We start from the raw sequence: 14,527 nt of genomic DNA, 5'->3' as shown, positions 1-14,527 counted from the left end.
CGTTTGAGGGGTTATCCCCCGAAGGCGTGGGTTGGCGCCCGGTATCCACGCAGGCAACCCACAGTTTGAGGGGACAACCCCTCAAACTGTGGGTTCGCCGGGCGGGGGTGCCGCGGAGGCGAAGGGGGCGTGGGTGCCCCGCGCGAACGCGAAGGTGGGGCGTGGGTGCCGCGCGAACGCGAAGGTGGGGCGTGGGGTGACGCCGGGCAGGCGAGGCGTCCGGTGGGGGTGGGGCGGGGTTAGACGACGGCGCCTCGGTCTGGTTGAGCGTTTCGGTCTCGTTGGGGGGTTTTGGGGCGTGGGGGTGGGGCCGGGTAGCGCTTTTCCAGTTCTACCAGGAGGGGGGCGGCGGTGAGGTTGGAGGAGTAAGTGCCTACGAGGATGCCCAGGAGGAGGGCGAGGGCGAAGTCGGCGAGGGAGTCGCCGCCCAGGAAGAGGAGGGCGGCGAGGATGAAGAGGGTGCTGATGCCGGTGTTGATGGTTCGCGGGAGGACGTTGACGATCGCGGTGTCGACGACCGGGCCGAGGTTCTCGGTCGAGCGGGCGTTGCGGGTCTCCCGGATGCGGTCGAAGACGACGACCGAGTCGTTGACCGTGTAACCGATGATCGTCAGCAGCGCGGCGAGGAAGATGCCGTCGACCGGCTTTCCGGTCCAGGCGAAGACGCCGACCACCACAGCGACGTTCTGCAACAGAGCAAGCACCGCACCGGCGCCGAACGTCCACCGGAAGCGCACCGCGAGATAGGCGAGCTGAGCCAGCAGCGCGACTCCCAGAGCGATCAAGGCCTTGTTCCGCAGCTCGGTCCCGAGCGATGGCCCGATGCTCTCGTTGCGGATGACGTCCGCGCTGCCGCCGATCCGGGACAGCGACTCGCGGATCTTCTCCGCCTCGTCGTCACTGATCGTGCCGGTCCGGACGGTGATGTCGTCGGCGCCGGACGCCTGTACGACGGCCGTCGGGTACCCCGCCTCGGCCACCGCGGCCCGCGCCTGATCCGGCGTGATCCGCTGAGCCGTGCTCACCTCGAGCAGCCGTCCACCAGTGAACTCGACACCCAGATTGAGACCGCGAACCCCGACCCCGGCGATGCTGACCACGATCGCGACAGCCGTGATCACCAACCACCGGCGACTGTGCTTCATCAACGGTGGCCGCCGCGCCTCGAGCCACACCCGAACCCGGCCATGCCCGGCGATACCGCTCCAAGCAGGCCGCTTCAGCAGGAACTTCCGCGAAACAAGGAACTCCGCAAGCACCCGGGTCACGACCAGCGCCGACAACATCGAAGCCAGTACGCCGATGCTCAGCGTGACCCCGAATCCGCGCACCGGCCCGGCAGCCAGGAAGAACAGCAGTCCGGCAGCCAGCAAGGTGGTGATGTTCGAATCCGCGATCGCCGACAAAGCGTTCTGGAAGCCGCTCCGCAGAGATCGCCGCAGCCCGTCGGTTCGCCCGCTGATGTAGTCCTCGCGGGCCCGCTCGAAGACCAGGACGTTCGCGTCCACCGCCATCCCGATCGCGAGCACGAACCCGGCCAGCCCTGGCAGCGTCAGAGTCGCTCCGAGGGCGGTCAACGCGGCGTACGACATCCCGGCGTACGTGATCAGGCCGAGGACTGCCATCAGGCCGACCAGCCGGTAGACGAAGATGATGAACAGGGCGGTCAGTCCGACGCCGATCGCGCCGGCCAGCGCGCTCGCCTGGATCGCGTCCTTGCCGAGCGAGGGGCCGACCGTGCGCTGGTCGACGACGTGCACCGGCACCGGCAGCGAGCCACCCTCGATCAGCGCGGCCAGGTCCTTGGCCTCGTCCTCGGTGAACGAGCCGGTGATCGTGCTGGTGCCGCCCGCGATCCCGATGTTGCAGAGCTGGGCGCCGCCGTTCGGGTCGACCTGCGGCGCGGTGATCACCTCGTTGTCGAGCACGATCGCGACCCGCCGCTGGGGTGCGCCGACCGGTTCGCAGGCCGCCTTGCCGGTGATGTTCGCCCAGACCTTGCCGCCGTCGCCCTTGAAGTCCATCTGGACGAACCAGCCGGAGGCCTGCTGGGTGTCGAACAGGCCGTCGGCGCCGCCGACCTTCTCCCCCGTCATCGCGGGCTTCGAGAGCTTGAGGAAGCCGCCGCCGGACTCGTCGGGCAGGTAGAGATCGCCGGCCGCCGGTTTGGCCGGCTTGGTGGCGACCTGGTCGAGCACCTGGTGGAAGGTCAGTTGCGCGGTCTTGCCGATCACCTTCGCGGCTTCGCGCGGGTCCTGGACCCCGGGCAGCTCGACGATGATCCGCTTGTCGCCCTGCCGGGTCACGCTCGGCTCGCTGACCCCGAGCGCGTCGATCCGGCGCCGGAGTACCTCCAAGGCCTTGTCCGTGGTCTCCTTGCCGGCCTTGACGGTCGGCGAGTCGCTCGTCTCCAGCACGATCTGGGTGCCGCCGCGCAGGTCGAGGCCGAGCTGTGGTTTCGCGGTCATCACCACATAGCCGGACGCGACCAGGATGAAGAACGCGAAGAGCGCCCGGACGATGGACGAGCGTTTCACTGACAGCCTCCGGGAGATGGGCACTCAGCACACTAAGTGCCGGTGTCGTGACTGAGAGCAGTCAATCGGGGATGGATCGACAGTGTACGGACGGACTCAAGGGTGGCCCCGGAGCGCCATGAGCGCTCACGAGCAGCGAGTGATCACCCCTCCGCCCCGACACCTACATCGTCGAGCTGAAGCAAGGCCGCGCGATCGACGCGACCCAGACCAGCCCGCCGTCGTGGGGCATCGACCGGATCGACCAGCGCAACCTGCCGCTGTCGAACTCGTTCACCTACAACCACACCGGTAGCGGCGTGAATGCGTGCATCATCGACTCCGGTATCGACGCCACCCACCCGAACTTCGGCGGCCGCGCCACCTTCGACGACTCCAACAACACCGACTGCATGGGGCACGGTGCGCACGTGGCCGGCACCATCGGCTCCACGTCGTACGGAATCGCCAAGCAGATCCGGCTGCACGGTGTGAAGTGGCTGGACTGCAACGGCTCCGGTACGGCGTCCGCCGCCATCGCCGACGTCGACTGGGTGACCGCCCATGCAGTGAAGCCTGCTCTACAGCAATGGCCTCTAGCGAGTAGTCGACTCCTCCTCGCCATCAGAGGAGGAGGAGTCGATGCCGTTCTCAATGGCATAGCGAACCAGCTCGGCCCTGTTGTGCAGCTGCAGCTTGCGCAGAGTGTTCTGCACGTGGTTCTCAACAGTCCGGTGCGACAGCACCAGCCTGGTCGCGATCTGGCGAGCAGTCAGGCCACGCGCGACGAGCCGTAGTACCTCTGTTTCCCGCTCGGTCAGCTGCGGCACCTCTGGCCCAGCACCGAGCCGCCGGTACTCCCCCAACAGCAACCCGGCCAACCCGGCGCTGAAGACAGCATCGCCTTCAGCAGTACGCCGTACTGCGTCGTCGAACTCCTCCAGCGACGCAGACTTCACCAGATAGCCGGAGGCGCCGTTCTTCACAGCAGCCAGTACGTCGGTCTGCTCAGCGCTGGCCGACAACACGAGCACCCTGGTGTCCGGCAGCGCCGCCGTGATCTCCCGGGTCGCGTCGACCCCGGACCCTTCACCCAGCTGCAGATCCATCACCACCACATCCGGCCGCGTCGCCAACGCGATCCGCACCGCGCTCGAGACATCCGCGGCCGTCGCACACACGTCGTACCCACGACTCCCCAGATCCCGCGCAACTCCCTCACGCCACATCGGGTGGTCGTCCACGATCATCACGCGAGTCATTTGCTGACCTTCATTTCCCATTCGGTGCCTTCACCCGGAGCTGTGCGGACCGAGACGGTGCCGCCCAGGTCGGTGATGCGGCCGCGGATCGACTGGCTGACGCCGAGGTGACCGTCGGAGCCGGCCTGTTCGAACCGGTCCGGAGTCGTCCCGGTCCCATCGTCGCGGACGGACAGCAGCACGTCGGCACCGAGGTCCTCCACGACCACCCACGATCGCGCGTTCGGGCCGGCGTGCTTGTCCACGTTGCTCAGTGCCTCCTTGACCACGGCAACCAATTCGGTAGCTGTCGCCGTCGGCAACAGCACCTGCTCTGCCGGTACGACGACGTCCACTCGCGTGGTAGCCAGTGGGATCAGCAGCATGCAGAGGTCTATCCGTCCCCGGTCACCTGTAGGCGGTCTAGAAGCCATCAGAGTGCGCAGGGCGATCTCCTGCTCGGCAGCGAGCGCCGCCAACTCGGTTGCCTCACCGCCTATCGCAGTACCGCGCCGCTGCACCTGCGCAAGAACCTGCAGTACGCCGTCATGGATCGACCGGCCTAGCCGGAGCCGCTCCGCCGCAGCGCTCTCAGCAGCGATCGCCTCGCGCAGGCGTGCGTTGGCACGGCGCATGGTTGTCGCGGCGTACCCGACGACCAATCCGGAGACTAGGAGGAGCTGGACGTTGCCGAGCAGCTGCGACGCGTCGTCCACGCCACGGAGGGACAACAGGGCGAGGCTGACGGCCGCGGCTCCGGCAGTCCGCCGTCCCGGCCGCGGGAGATGCCCAGTGCGATCACCGGACCGGCTGCCCAGACAGAGGTGAGCACAGAGGCTCCACCACGGATGTCCGCCAGCGGCTGGGCCAGCAGGGTCGCATACATGCAGAGGATCGTCACCACCAGGTCGGCGACGGCCAGGCGGGTGTTACGGCGGCCCCAATGCCGGCTGTAGCCGATGGAGGCAACGACCGTCCACACGCCCATGATCGCGAGCTGGGCGATCGCTCCCGACGGCCGGACGATGCCGTCCCACCGGGACCAGACACCGAAGCAGGCGAACAGCCAGGTGATCACCCGGAACACCACCAGGGCGCGCCACAGCGGCAGCAACAGGTCCGCGGAGTCACCACGCGCCCGGACATCCTCCATGCCGCACAGTCTGCCAACCGGCCCGGCCGATGCGCTCCGTGGTGGTACTCCAGTCGATTGAGTGGTCTTACTCAGGTGCGTGTGCGCATGATTCCCCGCTGTTACCCGGAAAATTCCGGCGAACCACTTCAGCAACCGCGATTTTCCCCGTACTGTCGCGCAGAAGTACACGCTCGGGGGAGCACGAGTCACACTCCGTTACCACCTGACGGAGTGGATTTTTATGAGCTGGGAGGGAAACGTGCGCAAGCTATCTGTCGGGCTGGTCAGCCTGGCTATTGCGGCGACCCTCGGCCTGACCATCAGCCAGGCCGGGAACGCCGCGACAAAACTGCCGTCCACAGGCGGCACCACTACTGCCAGTGAGACACCGGCCTCGGACGAGCTGCCGAACCCGCTGGAGGACAAGCGCCGGGAGCTGCGCCAGGACGCGATCACCAAGCTGCTGAACGGCACCGGCAAGGCCGAGAAGCGCGGTGGCAGCACCGTGATGAAGCTGGGCACCAAAGCCAAGGCCGCCAAGGGCACCAAGAACGCCCAGGGCAAGGTCGACCAGTACGTCGAGCTGTCCCGCGAGAAGACCGACAAGATCTTCGTCATCCTGGCCGAGTTCGGCAACCAGCGTCACCCGAACTACCCCGACCAGGACACCTCCGCGGCGACGCCTGGTCCGGCCACGTTCGAGGGCCCGCTGCACAACGCGATCCCCGAGCCGGACCGGGCCGTGGACAACTCCACCATCTGGCAGGCCGACTACTCGGCCCAGCACTACCGCGACCTGTACTTCGGCACCGGCAACTCGGTGAAGAAGTACTACGAGCGGCAGTCCTCCGGGCGCTACTCGGTCAACGGCGAGGTCAGTGACTGGGTGAAGGTGCCCTACAACGAGGCCCGTTACGGCCGGTCGAACGGCTACCCGTGCGCCGGCAACGTCTGCAACAACACCTGGGCGCTGGTCCAGGACGCCGTGAACCAGTGGGTCGTCGACCAGCAGGCCAAGGGTCAGACCGACGCGCAGATCAAGGCCGACCTGGCGACGTACGACCAGTGGGACCGCTACGACTGGGACGGCGACGGCAACTTCAACGAGCCGGACGGCTACATCGACCACTTCCAGATCGTCCACTCCGGTGGCGACCAGGCCGATGGTGACCCGCAGCAGGGTGAGGACGCGATCTGGTCGCACCGCTGGCGCGTCCAGACCCCGGGTGGCCCGGCGAACTTCCCGATCGGTGGTGCCCAGATCGGGAACACCGGCATGTGGGTCGGCGACTACACCGTCCAGCCGGAGAACGGCGGCATCTCGGTCTTCGCGCACGAGTACGGCCACGACCTCGGCCTGCCGGACCAGTACGACACGGCCGGCGGCGAGAACGGCGTCAACTGGTGGACGATCATGGCGCAGAGCCGGGTCGGCAAGCCCGCCGACGGTGGTATCGGCGAGCAGGCGGCCGACTTCGGCGCCTGGGACAAGATGTTCCTCGGCTGGCTGGACTACGAGATCGTGAACACCGGCCAGAACCGGACCGTCGAGCTCGGCCCGTACGAGTACAACTCGCCGAAGGCGCAGGGCCTGGTCGTCACACTGCCGAAGAAGCAGGTGGTCAGTCCGCTGGTCACCCCGGCGGTCGGCGCCAAGCAGTGGTGGAGCGGTCAGGGCAACAACATCAACACCTCGATGAGCCGCCAGGTCACCCTGCCGGCCGGTCCGGCCAGCCTGACCTTCCAGGCCAACTACGACATCGAGGACTGCGGTCCCGACCCGTGTGACTACGCCTACGTCGAGGTCAACGACGGCACCGGCTACAAGGCGATCCCCGGCAGCATCACCAAGGCCGCCGAGGGCAACGGGATCGACGGCACGAGCGCCGGCTGGGTCCCGGCCACCTTCGACCTGTCCGCCTACGCGGGCAAGACGATCGGTCTGCAGCTGCACTACACGACCGACGCGGCGGCCGGCGGCAAGGGCTTCTTCGCCGACGACCTCAAGGTCACCAGCGGCACGACCACCCTGGTCGACTCGGGCGCCGAGACGTCGCCGGAGGGCTGGACGCTGGCCGGCTTCAGCTCGGCCGGTGGCAGCCTCACCACGCTGTTCGACAACTACTACATCGCGACGAACATCAACCACATCTCGTACGACGCCAACCTCAAGACCGGCCCGTACAACTTCGGCTTCCTGAACACGCAGCCGGACAAGGTGGAGCACTTCCCGTACCAGCAGGGCCTGCTCATCTGGTACGTCGACACCTCGGTGCCCGACAACAACGTCAGCGTCCACCCGGGCACTGGCCGGGCCCTGCCGATCGACGCGCGGCCGGTCCCGATCAACCGGATCGACGGAACCGTCTGGCGCCCGCGCGTCAGCGGCTACGACGCTCCGTTCGGGCTGATCAAGGCTGACTCGTTCACGTTGCACTTCAACGGCCAGGCCAGCTACATCCGTGGTCAGGACGCGGTGCCGACGTTCAACGACAGCAAGTCCTACTGGTTCCCGGAGCTCCCGAACAACTCGGTGAAGATCCCCAACAACGGGGTCAACATCAAGGTGACGGGCCAGAGCGGCACCTCGATGACCGTCAAGGTCTCGAAGCGCAGCTAATTGCCTCCAGCAACAAAAACCGCGGCCCCTGGGTTTCCCAGGGGCCGCGGTTCAGTTTGTCTCAGACCGTTGCGGCTCTGTTCGTCTCAGACCGTGGCCGGGACCTCGTACGGCGCGAGCTCGTCGGCCAGGCCGGCGTGCACGCGGGCGGCGACGCGGGTGCCGTCGCCGGTGTGCTCGAGGGTGTCGACCGAGCCCTCGGAGTGGATCCGGGAGACCAGGTCGCCGCGGTCGTACGGCAGCAGCAGGTCGACCGATACGTCCGGCTGCGGCAGCGACGACTCGACCAGTTCGGTCAGCTTGTCGATCCCCTCGCCGGTGTGCGCGGAGACCACGATCGCGTGCGGCTCACGGTGCAGGATCGGTGCCAGCGCCATCGGATCGGCCAGGTCGGCCTTGTTGATCACGATGATCTCCTGGACGTCACCCGCGCCGATCTCGGTCAGCACCTCGCGGACCGCGTTGATCTGGGCCATCGGATCCGGGTGCGAACCGTCGACCACGTGCAGCAGCAGATCCGCGTCCGCAACCTCCTCCAGCGTCGAGCGGAAGGCCTCGACGATGTCGTGCGGCAGGTGCCGGACGAAACCGACGGTGTCGGTGAACGTGTAGACGCGGCCGTCCGACGTCGTCGTACGCCGGGTGGTCGGGTCCAGCGTCGCGAACAGGGCGTTCTCGACGAGCACCCCGGCACCGGTCAGCTTGTTCAGCAGCGAGGACTTGCCGGCGTTGGTGTAGCCGGCGATCGCGACCGACGGGATCGAGTGCCGGCGGCGCTCCTGACGCATCGTCGAGCGGGTGCCCTTCAACGCCTTCAGCTCGTGCCGCAGCTTCGCGATCTTGGTGTTGATCCGGCGCCGGTCGGTCTCGATCTTGGTTTCACCGGGACCACGGCCACCGATACCGCCACCGGCCGCACCGACCCGGCCACCGGCCTGGCGGGACAGGTTGCCACCCCAGCCACGCAGCCGCTGCTTCATGTACTGCAGCTGGGCCAGCTCGACCTGGGCCTTGCCTTCCTTGCTCTTCGCGTGCTGGGCGAAGATGTCCAGGATCAGCGCGGTCCGGTCGACCACCTTGACCTTCAGCTTGTCTTCCAGGTTGCGCAGCTGGGCAGGCGCCAGCTCACCGTCGGCGATCACCGTGTCCGCGCCGAGCGACGCGACCAGGTTGCGCAGGTCGGCCACCTTGCCGGAACCGATGAAGGTCGCCGGGTCCGGCTTCTTGCGCCGCTGGATCACACCGTCGAGCACCTCCGAACCCGCCGTCTCAGCGAGCAGCTTCAGCTCGGCGAGCGAGTTCTCGGCGTCCTCGGCACTGCCTTCGGTCCACACCCCGACCAGCAGGACGCGCTCCAGCAGAAGTTTGCGGTACTCGACCTCGCTGATATCGGTCAGCTCGGTCGACATCCCGACCACGCGCCGTAGCGCCTGGCGTTCCTCGAGCTCCAAGCCTTCGGTGCCCAGTTCCTCGGTGCCCGTTCGTTCGGTACGTGGAGCTCGGTCGTTCAGGTCGTAACCCGCCGAAGAGTCCGAGTCCTCGCCCTGATCCAGGTCGAGTTCGACATCTGTTTCTTCGTATGAATGCGATTGGGTCGTCATATACCTTCCATCGTGGCACGGAGCGCCCACACAGGCGACCCGATTAACTGTCCAACGACCACACGTGGTACCGAATTCCCGTCAGGCGGGCAGCCAGGCGCGGTCGAACTCGCCGCGAGCGTGGATCACAGCGGGTCCGGTCATCTCGATGCGGTTGTCGTCACGCCAAGTAATCGACAGAACACCACCCGGTACGCCGACCTTGTAGGTGACCGGAGCTTCCTGCCGGGCCGCCCGTGCGGAGGCCACCGCGACCGCGCAGGTGCCGGTGCCGCAGGAGCGGGTCTCGCCCGAGCCGCGCTCGTGGACCCGCATCTCGACCTCGTTCGGGCCCTTGCGGACCACGAATTCCACGTTCACTCCGTCCGGGAAAGCTTCGAGCGGGGACCAGTCCGGCGCGTCCACCAGCGGGCCCGGCTCGCGGAGGTCGTCGACGAACGCCACCGCGTGCGGATTGCCCATGTTGACGTGGACGGCCGGCCACTGGTGCCCGTTCGCCCCGACGACGATCCCGGCCGGGCCGGGGAAGGCCGGCTCCCCCATGTCGACGGTGAGCGTCCCGTCGTCGTTGAAGGAGACCTCCTTGACGCCGGACCGGGTACCGATCAGGACCGGCTTGTCGCCGATCAGACCCGCCTCGAGCAGATACCGGGCGAAGACCCGGATCCCGTTGCCGCACATCTCCCCGATCGACCCGTCGGAGTTCCAGTAGTCCATGAACCAGGCGCCGCCGTCCTCGACGTACGACTGCTTCGACCCCTCGATCACCCGTAGCACCCCGTCGGCCCCGATCCCGGCATGCCGATCACACAGGAACCGCACGAACCCAGGCACCAGATCCCCGTGCACGGTCCCGTCGGGGTCGGGCAACAACACGAAGTCGTTCTCGGTCCCATGCCCCTTGAGCCAACCAAAAGTCTCTCCCACACCCCCGATCCTACGGGGCTGGGCGAAGCTACTTGACCGTGTGACAGGAGTCCGTGAACCGATGCAGGGTCACCGAATCCGCCATGATCGACGGCGGCGTGTCGAAGGAGTTGATCAGTTCGTCGTCAGCGGTGACGACGAGAGGGTCGCCACCGCTGGGCGGAAGAATCTCCAGCCGGTACTGCCCGTCCACGGAAGGCCGGACTATCGGTGTCCACCCGGCCGGCTTCAAGTCGCACCACACCTTCGCGCCGGGCAGCGCCTTGCCGCTGAGCACGAGCCGTACGCCGTCATGGGTACCGCCGGCAACCGGGCTGTTCCACGGAGCGCCCACTGACAGGGCAACGCCGATGGCAGCGACGGTACCGGTAGCAGTGCCCGCGATCCCCACGAAACGACGGCGTCGGAGCGAGCGGTGGCCGCGAGTCAGATCGGCTGTCAGGTCGGCATCGGTCAGGACCGGCTCGTCACCGGCTGCGTGGTCGAGGAGGTGCTTCAGGTCGGTCATCGTGCACGCTCCAAGGTGTCCAGAGGGTCGTCGATGAGATCGCGGAGTTTGGCGAGCGCCCGGGCGGTCTGGCTCTTCACGGTGCCTTCGCTGCAGTCCATCGCCCGGGCCACGGCGGCCACGTCGAGGTCCTGGAAGTACCGCAGTACGACGACCGCGCGTTGCCTGCGAGGTAGCTGGGCGAGGGCGTCGAGCACGGTGAGGCGGTCCGCGTGATCGGGGCCTCTCGGCGGATCCGGGTCGTGGAGTTCCGCCGTACTGGTTTCGCGGGAGCGCCAGAACCGGCGGCGCTCGTCGATGAACGCGTTGATCAGGATGCGATCGGCGTACGACGAGGCGCCCTCGGCCTGGCGCACCTTCCCCCAGTGCACGTACAACTTGGTCAGCGCGGTCTGCACCAGGTCCTCGGCCCAATGATGATCCCCGCCGGCCAGCAACCGCGCGGTCCGCACCATCCGCCCGCGGTGCGCGGTCACATACTCCAGAAACTCCGTGTCCCGGCTCATCCGTGCCCCTGTCGTTGATCTCACCCTGAACTACAGGGCGGGTCAGCGATCGGTTGCACGGAAGTCCGAGTGCCCAGTCAGTGTTCGTCGATGATTTCGCCGTTCTGGGCGTGGGTGTCGGCGGTGAAGGACATGACGGCCGCTCGCCGGCTGAGGAATTCGGGCAGGTCGTCCGGGCCGACCCGGTAAGTGTGCATTCGTACGGTCATCGGGTTCTCCTCGCGAGCTCAGCCCCAGGCGCCGGCGATTTGGCGGGTGGTGGCGTTGAGGCGGTTGAACAGGTTGGTGACGCCGATCATCAGCACCAGCGCCGCCAGGCCGCGCTCGTCGTAGTACTGGGCGGCCTCGTCCCAGATCTCGTCGGAGACGCCCGGGGCGGCGTCGGCCAGCCGGGTCCCGGCTTCGGCGAGGGCGAGCGCTGCTCGCTCGGCGTCGGTGTAGTACGGCGTCTCGCGCCAGGCGACGAGCGCGGCGAGCCGGTCCTCGGTCTCACCGGCCTTGCGGGCGGTCTTCGTCCCGCCGTCGACACAGGCGCTGCACCCGTTGATCTGGCTGACCCGCAGGTGGACCAGTTCGAGGGTCGTCTCCGGTACGCCGCCCAGCTTCGCCGCGCCCATCAACTTCTGTGCGGGACCCATCGCCTCGGTGATGACCATGACCGGGTTCTTCATCCGTGACTGCATTGTCGGCTCCTTCTCGGTGTCTTGTTCGTGTTCGGTGTGAACAGGACCGATCGGACCATCGGGAGCACTGCCCCAGCGAGGCCGGTGGGACACCGTGGGACAGCGAAACGCGCTCCCACCTGCACTAATGTGCGGGGAGATGATCGTCCCGGGGTGGGACACGGGCGGAGGTGGGGCGTGACACAGCGGGCCGCATCGCCCCGGACCGAACTGGCCGGGCGGTTGCAGGCGATCCAGGACCTGTCCGGGCGGAGCCTGCGCGAACTCGAGCGGGCGACCGGCATCAGTTCGTCATCGCTGTCGCGGTACTTCGCGGGCCGCAGCCTCCCGCCCTGGGCCTCGGTCGTCGCCCTGTGCCGCGTGGTGCAGCGCGATCCCCGTCCGTTGCGCGAACTCTGGGAGCAGGCCTCCCGGCTCCCGCCGTCACCGCCGCCGGCTCGTCCCAAGGTCGCGGGGCGCAACGATCTTCCGCTGGACGTCGCCGACTTCACCGGACGGCAGGCGGAACTCGACGCAGTCCGGGAGAGCCTCGCCGCCGGTCGTGCGGTCGCGATCGATGGAATGGCCGGCGTCGGGAAGACCTGCCTGGCCGTGCATCTGGCCCACCAACTGGCAGCCGAGTACGCCGATGGCCGGCTCTACCTGGACCTGCACGGCTTCACGCCTGGGCGTGAACCGCTGGAGACCGCCAACGCGCTACGGATGCTGCTTGCCGCTCTCGAGGTCCCCGTGCCGAGCGGATCGGACGGGCTGGAGGAGCTGGCGGCGCGCTGGCGGGCCGAGCTGGCTGATCGCCGGGTGCTCGTGCTGCTGGACAACGCGGCCACCGCCGAGCAGGTCCGGCCGTTGCTGCCGGGCGCCGGTGCCAGCGCGGTCCTGACCACCAGCCGCAAGCGGCTCGTCGAGCTCGACCAGGTCCCGCCGGTCTCGCTGGAGGTGCTCGACGACGCCGACGGGATCGAGCTCCTACGGCACGCGGGTGGTCCTGGCGATCGGGTGGCGAACGAACCGGACGCGGCAGCGGAAGTACTGCGGCTCTGCGGCGGGCTGCCGTTGGCGATCAGGTTGTCGGCAGCACGGTTGCGGCACCGGCCCGGGTGGACGGTCGGCGTACTGGCGGACCGGTTGCGGGCCGGCTCGGATCACGTCGACACTGCGCTCTCGATGTCGCTGCGGCAGCTGGATCATGGTCAGCGGCGAACCTTCCGGTTGCTAGGGCTGTTGCCAGGAGCAACTTTCGACGGGTACGTCGTGGCCGCGCTCACCGGCAACACCCTCGGCGCCACGCAGGAGCAGTTGGAGGATCTGGTCGACAGCCACCTCGTGCAGCAACCGCGAGCGGAGGTCTACCGGCTGCACGACCTGGTGCGCGCCTACGCCGGCCGACTCACTGCCGCCGAGGAGTCCGAGGCGGAGCAGCGGCAGGCCGTCGTACGAGTGCTCGACTACTACCTGCACAGCGCTGCGGCCGCAAGCAGACTTCTTCGCTACGCCTATCCGGACGAGACACCACTCCCCTGTCCCGAGCCGGCCGCGATGCCGGCTTTCGCTGACCAGGATGCCGCATTGGCGTGGTTCGACCACGAGTATCCGAACCTCGTGGAGGCTCTGGCTCTCGGCTCGGATCTGCATGTCAGCCGCCTGCCACGCGTGCTCCGCCCGTACTACTTCCGGCGCGCCGCTTCCGCCGACGAGAACCGCCTGCTCGACCTGGCGCTGGCAGCCGCCGAACGCCTGGACGATCCCGGCCTCGTCGCGGCGGTCCAAGCCGATCTCGGATTCGCCCGCTACAGCGCAGGTCGCTTCCAGGAAGCCTTGCAGTACTACGAATCCGCGGCGGCCGCGATGCCCGACTCCGCCTCACTGGCGGTACGCCGTGGGTACCTCCACCAGGATCTCGGTGAGACGGCCCGGGCGATGGCGTTGTTCGAGCAGGCCGCTCAGCTCTTCGGTGCCGACGGCCGGCCGAAGGGTGTCGCCCATGCGACCGCGTTCCAGGCCTGGGCGGCGTACCAGCTCGGGCGGTTGGACGAGGCAGCCGCGCTCGCCGCGAATGCCCTTGCCCTGCAGCAAGACAAGGAGGACTGGCCGCCACCGATCACGGCGCTCGTCACCCTCGGCGCGGCAACCGGCTCTTCAGATCCCGAGGCCGCGATTGGCCACCTCACCGAGGCGCTACGACTCGCTCGCGAGGACGACCACCTGCAGAACCAGGCCTGGTGCCTCAACTACCTGGCCGTCGCTCTCCGGCATGCCGGCCAGTACGACGAGGCGCTCGCCGATCACCGGAATGCACTGCAGCTCGTCGAGGACTCCACCGAACACCAGTGGGCCGTGAACTTCCTGAACAGCTACGCCGAAACCTCCCTCGTCGCCGGCCGGACCGACGATGCACGCCGCATCTATCAGGAGGCTCTGGAGCTCGCCGAATCCACCGGCTACGCCCACGAGGCCACGGTCGCCCGGGAGGGTCTCAGTAGGCTTCGTCCCATGGAACTGGTCGCCTACTTCTTCGAACGCGAAGACGCCGAGGCAGTCGCCGACGCCCTGTCCGGCGAAATGCGCCGAGGCCGCTTCCAGGGCGAGGACGACGACGAGGACCACCCGTGGATGGTCATCCTGCCCAGTACGACCGACCTCGCGCTCCTGGACGACCTACTCACGCAGTACGACGGATGGCTCGAAACCCCTACCACCGAGCCACCCGTCACTCCCCCTCCCCTCCCCACCGCCCCGAAACGCCTCAAGAACCCCTGAAGCGCTCCGATCGAGAGTTGCCCCACTGGCTCG

The 14,527-nt window shown here is 67.8% G+C and carries 12 protein-coding genes and 1 pseudogene; 3 read left to right on the top strand and 10 right to left on the bottom strand.

The annotated features are described in order from the left end of the window. Nucleotides 1-239 precede the first annotated feature (239 nt). Entirely contained in the window at nt 240-2,537 is a 2,298-nt protein-coding gene (secD, locus tag ABZ004_RS32580) for a protein translocase subunit SecD (RefSeq protein WP_355685007.1), read from the bottom strand. Nucleotides 2,538-2,836: 299 nt separating this feature from the next. On the opposite strand from secD, the pseudogene ABZ004_RS32575 reads away from it, so the two are divergent. Beyond that, a pseudogene (locus ABZ004_RS32575) lies at nt 2,837-3,076 on the top strand (S8 family serine peptidase); the annotation flags it as partial. Nucleotides 3,077-3,112: 36 nt separating this feature from the next. On the opposite strand, the gene ABZ004_RS32570 reads toward ABZ004_RS32575, so the two are convergent. From ABZ004_RS32570 to ABZ004_RS32560, 3 genes are read right to left on the bottom strand one after another with little or no spacing between them, the layout of a single operon-like run. After that, nucleotides 3,113-3,778, bottom strand: a complete 666-nt coding sequence (locus ABZ004_RS32570; RefSeq protein WP_355685006.1) for a response regulator transcription factor — start codon at nt 3,776-3,778, stop codon at nt 3,113-3,115. Then, on the bottom strand, nt 3,775-4,473 hold the full coding sequence (locus ABZ004_RS32565) for an ATP-binding protein (protein WP_355685005.1): 699 nt from the start codon (nt 4,471-4,473) through the stop codon (nt 3,775-3,777). The genes ABZ004_RS32570 and ABZ004_RS32565 overlap by 4 nt, the downstream gene beginning before the upstream one ends. Next, nucleotides 4,428-4,910 carry a DUF5931 domain-containing protein gene (locus tag ABZ004_RS32560; protein ID WP_355685004.1) on the bottom strand — a complete coding sequence of 161 codons (483 nt, stop codon included), beginning with the start codon at nt 4,908-4,910 and terminating at the stop codon, nt 4,428-4,430. The genes ABZ004_RS32565 and ABZ004_RS32560 overlap by 46 nt, the downstream gene beginning before the upstream one ends. 241 nt (nt 4,911-5,151) lie before the next feature. On the opposite strand from ABZ004_RS32560, the gene ABZ004_RS32555 reads away from it, so the two are divergent. Further along, nucleotides 5,152-7,512, top strand: a complete 2,361-nt coding sequence (locus ABZ004_RS32555) for an immune inhibitor A domain-containing protein (protein ID WP_355685003.1) — start codon at nt 5,152-5,154, stop codon at nt 7,510-7,512. 86 nt (nt 7,513-7,598) lie between these two features. On the opposite strand, the gene hflX is transcribed toward ABZ004_RS32555, so the two are convergent. The 6 genes from hflX to ABZ004_RS32525 form a co-directional block, all read right to left on the bottom strand. Then, nucleotides 7,599-9,113, bottom strand: a complete 1,515-nt coding sequence (hflX, locus tag ABZ004_RS32550) for a GTPase HflX (RefSeq protein ID WP_355685002.1) — start codon at nt 9,111-9,113, stop codon at nt 7,599-7,601. 81 nt (nt 9,114-9,194) lie between these two features. Then, nucleotides 9,195-10,040 carry a diaminopimelate epimerase gene (gene dapF, locus ABZ004_RS32545; RefSeq protein ID WP_355685001.1) on the bottom strand — a complete coding sequence of 282 codons (846 nt, stop codon included), beginning with the start codon at nt 10,038-10,040 and terminating at the stop codon, nt 9,195-9,197. Between the two features lie 28 nt (nt 10,041-10,068). Continuing rightward, nucleotides 10,069-10,548 (bottom strand): hypothetical protein, encoded by a 480-nt coding sequence (locus tag ABZ004_RS32540; protein ID WP_355684999.1) that lies wholly within the window; start codon nt 10,546-10,548, stop codon nt 10,069-10,071. Further along, nucleotides 10,545-11,054, bottom strand: coding sequence for a SigE family RNA polymerase sigma factor (locus ABZ004_RS32535; RefSeq protein ID WP_355684997.1), 510 nt, complete (start codon nt 11,052-11,054; stop codon nt 10,545-10,547). Before ABZ004_RS32535 ends, ABZ004_RS32540 begins: the two co-directional genes overlap by 4 nt. A gap of 77 nt (nt 11,055-11,131) precedes the next feature. After that, on the bottom strand, nt 11,132-11,263 hold the full coding sequence (locus ABZ004_RS32530) for a hypothetical protein (protein WP_355684996.1): 132 nt from the start codon (nt 11,261-11,263) through the stop codon (nt 11,132-11,134). 18 nt (nt 11,264-11,281) lie between these two features. Next, nucleotides 11,282-11,737, bottom strand: coding sequence for a carboxymuconolactone decarboxylase family protein (locus tag ABZ004_RS32525; protein WP_355684994.1), 456 nt, complete (start codon nt 11,735-11,737; stop codon nt 11,282-11,284). A 177-nt stretch (nt 11,738-11,914) separates the two neighbouring features. Between ABZ004_RS32525 and ABZ004_RS32520 the strand changes: the two genes are divergently transcribed. After that, on the top strand, nt 11,915-14,494 hold the full coding sequence (locus tag ABZ004_RS32520) for a tetratricopeptide repeat protein (RefSeq protein WP_355684993.1): 2,580 nt from the start codon (nt 11,915-11,917) through the stop codon (nt 14,492-14,494). Nucleotides 14,495-14,527: the final 33 nt, after the last annotated feature.

The organism is Kribbella sp. NPDC006257 (assembly GCF_040613535.1).
Classification (GTDB): Bacteria; Actinomycetota; Actinomycetes; order Propionibacteriales; family Kribbellaceae; genus Kribbella.
This window is presented reverse-complemented; position numbering and strand designations above follow the sequence as displayed.

Coding starts and splice junctions, on each gene's coding strand:
- ABZ004_RS32570 (WP_355685006.1), bottom strand. CDS start 3,778: ATGACTCGCGTGATGATCGTGGACGACCACCCGATGTGGCGTGAGGGA.
- ABZ004_RS32560 (WP_355685004.1), bottom strand. CDS start 4,910: ATGGAGGATGTCCGGGCGCGTGGTGACTCCGCGGACCTGTTGCTGCCG.
- hflX (WP_355685002.1), bottom strand. CDS start 9,113: ATGACGACCCAATCGCATTCATACGAAGAAACAGATGTCGAACTCGAC.
- ABZ004_RS32540 (WP_355684999.1), bottom strand. CDS start 10,548: ATGACCGACCTGAAGCACCTCCTCGACCACGCAGCCGGTGACGAGCCG.
- ABZ004_RS32535 (WP_355684997.1), bottom strand. CDS start 11,054: ATGAGCCGGGACACGGAGTTTCTGGAGTATGTGACCGCGCACCGCGGG.
- ABZ004_RS32530 (WP_355684996.1), bottom strand. CDS start 11,263: ATGACCGTACGAATGCACACTTACCGGGTCGGCCCGGACGACCTGCCC.
- ABZ004_RS32525 (WP_355684994.1), bottom strand. CDS start 11,737: ATGCAGTCACGGATGAAGAACCCGGTCATGGTCATCACCGAGGCGATG.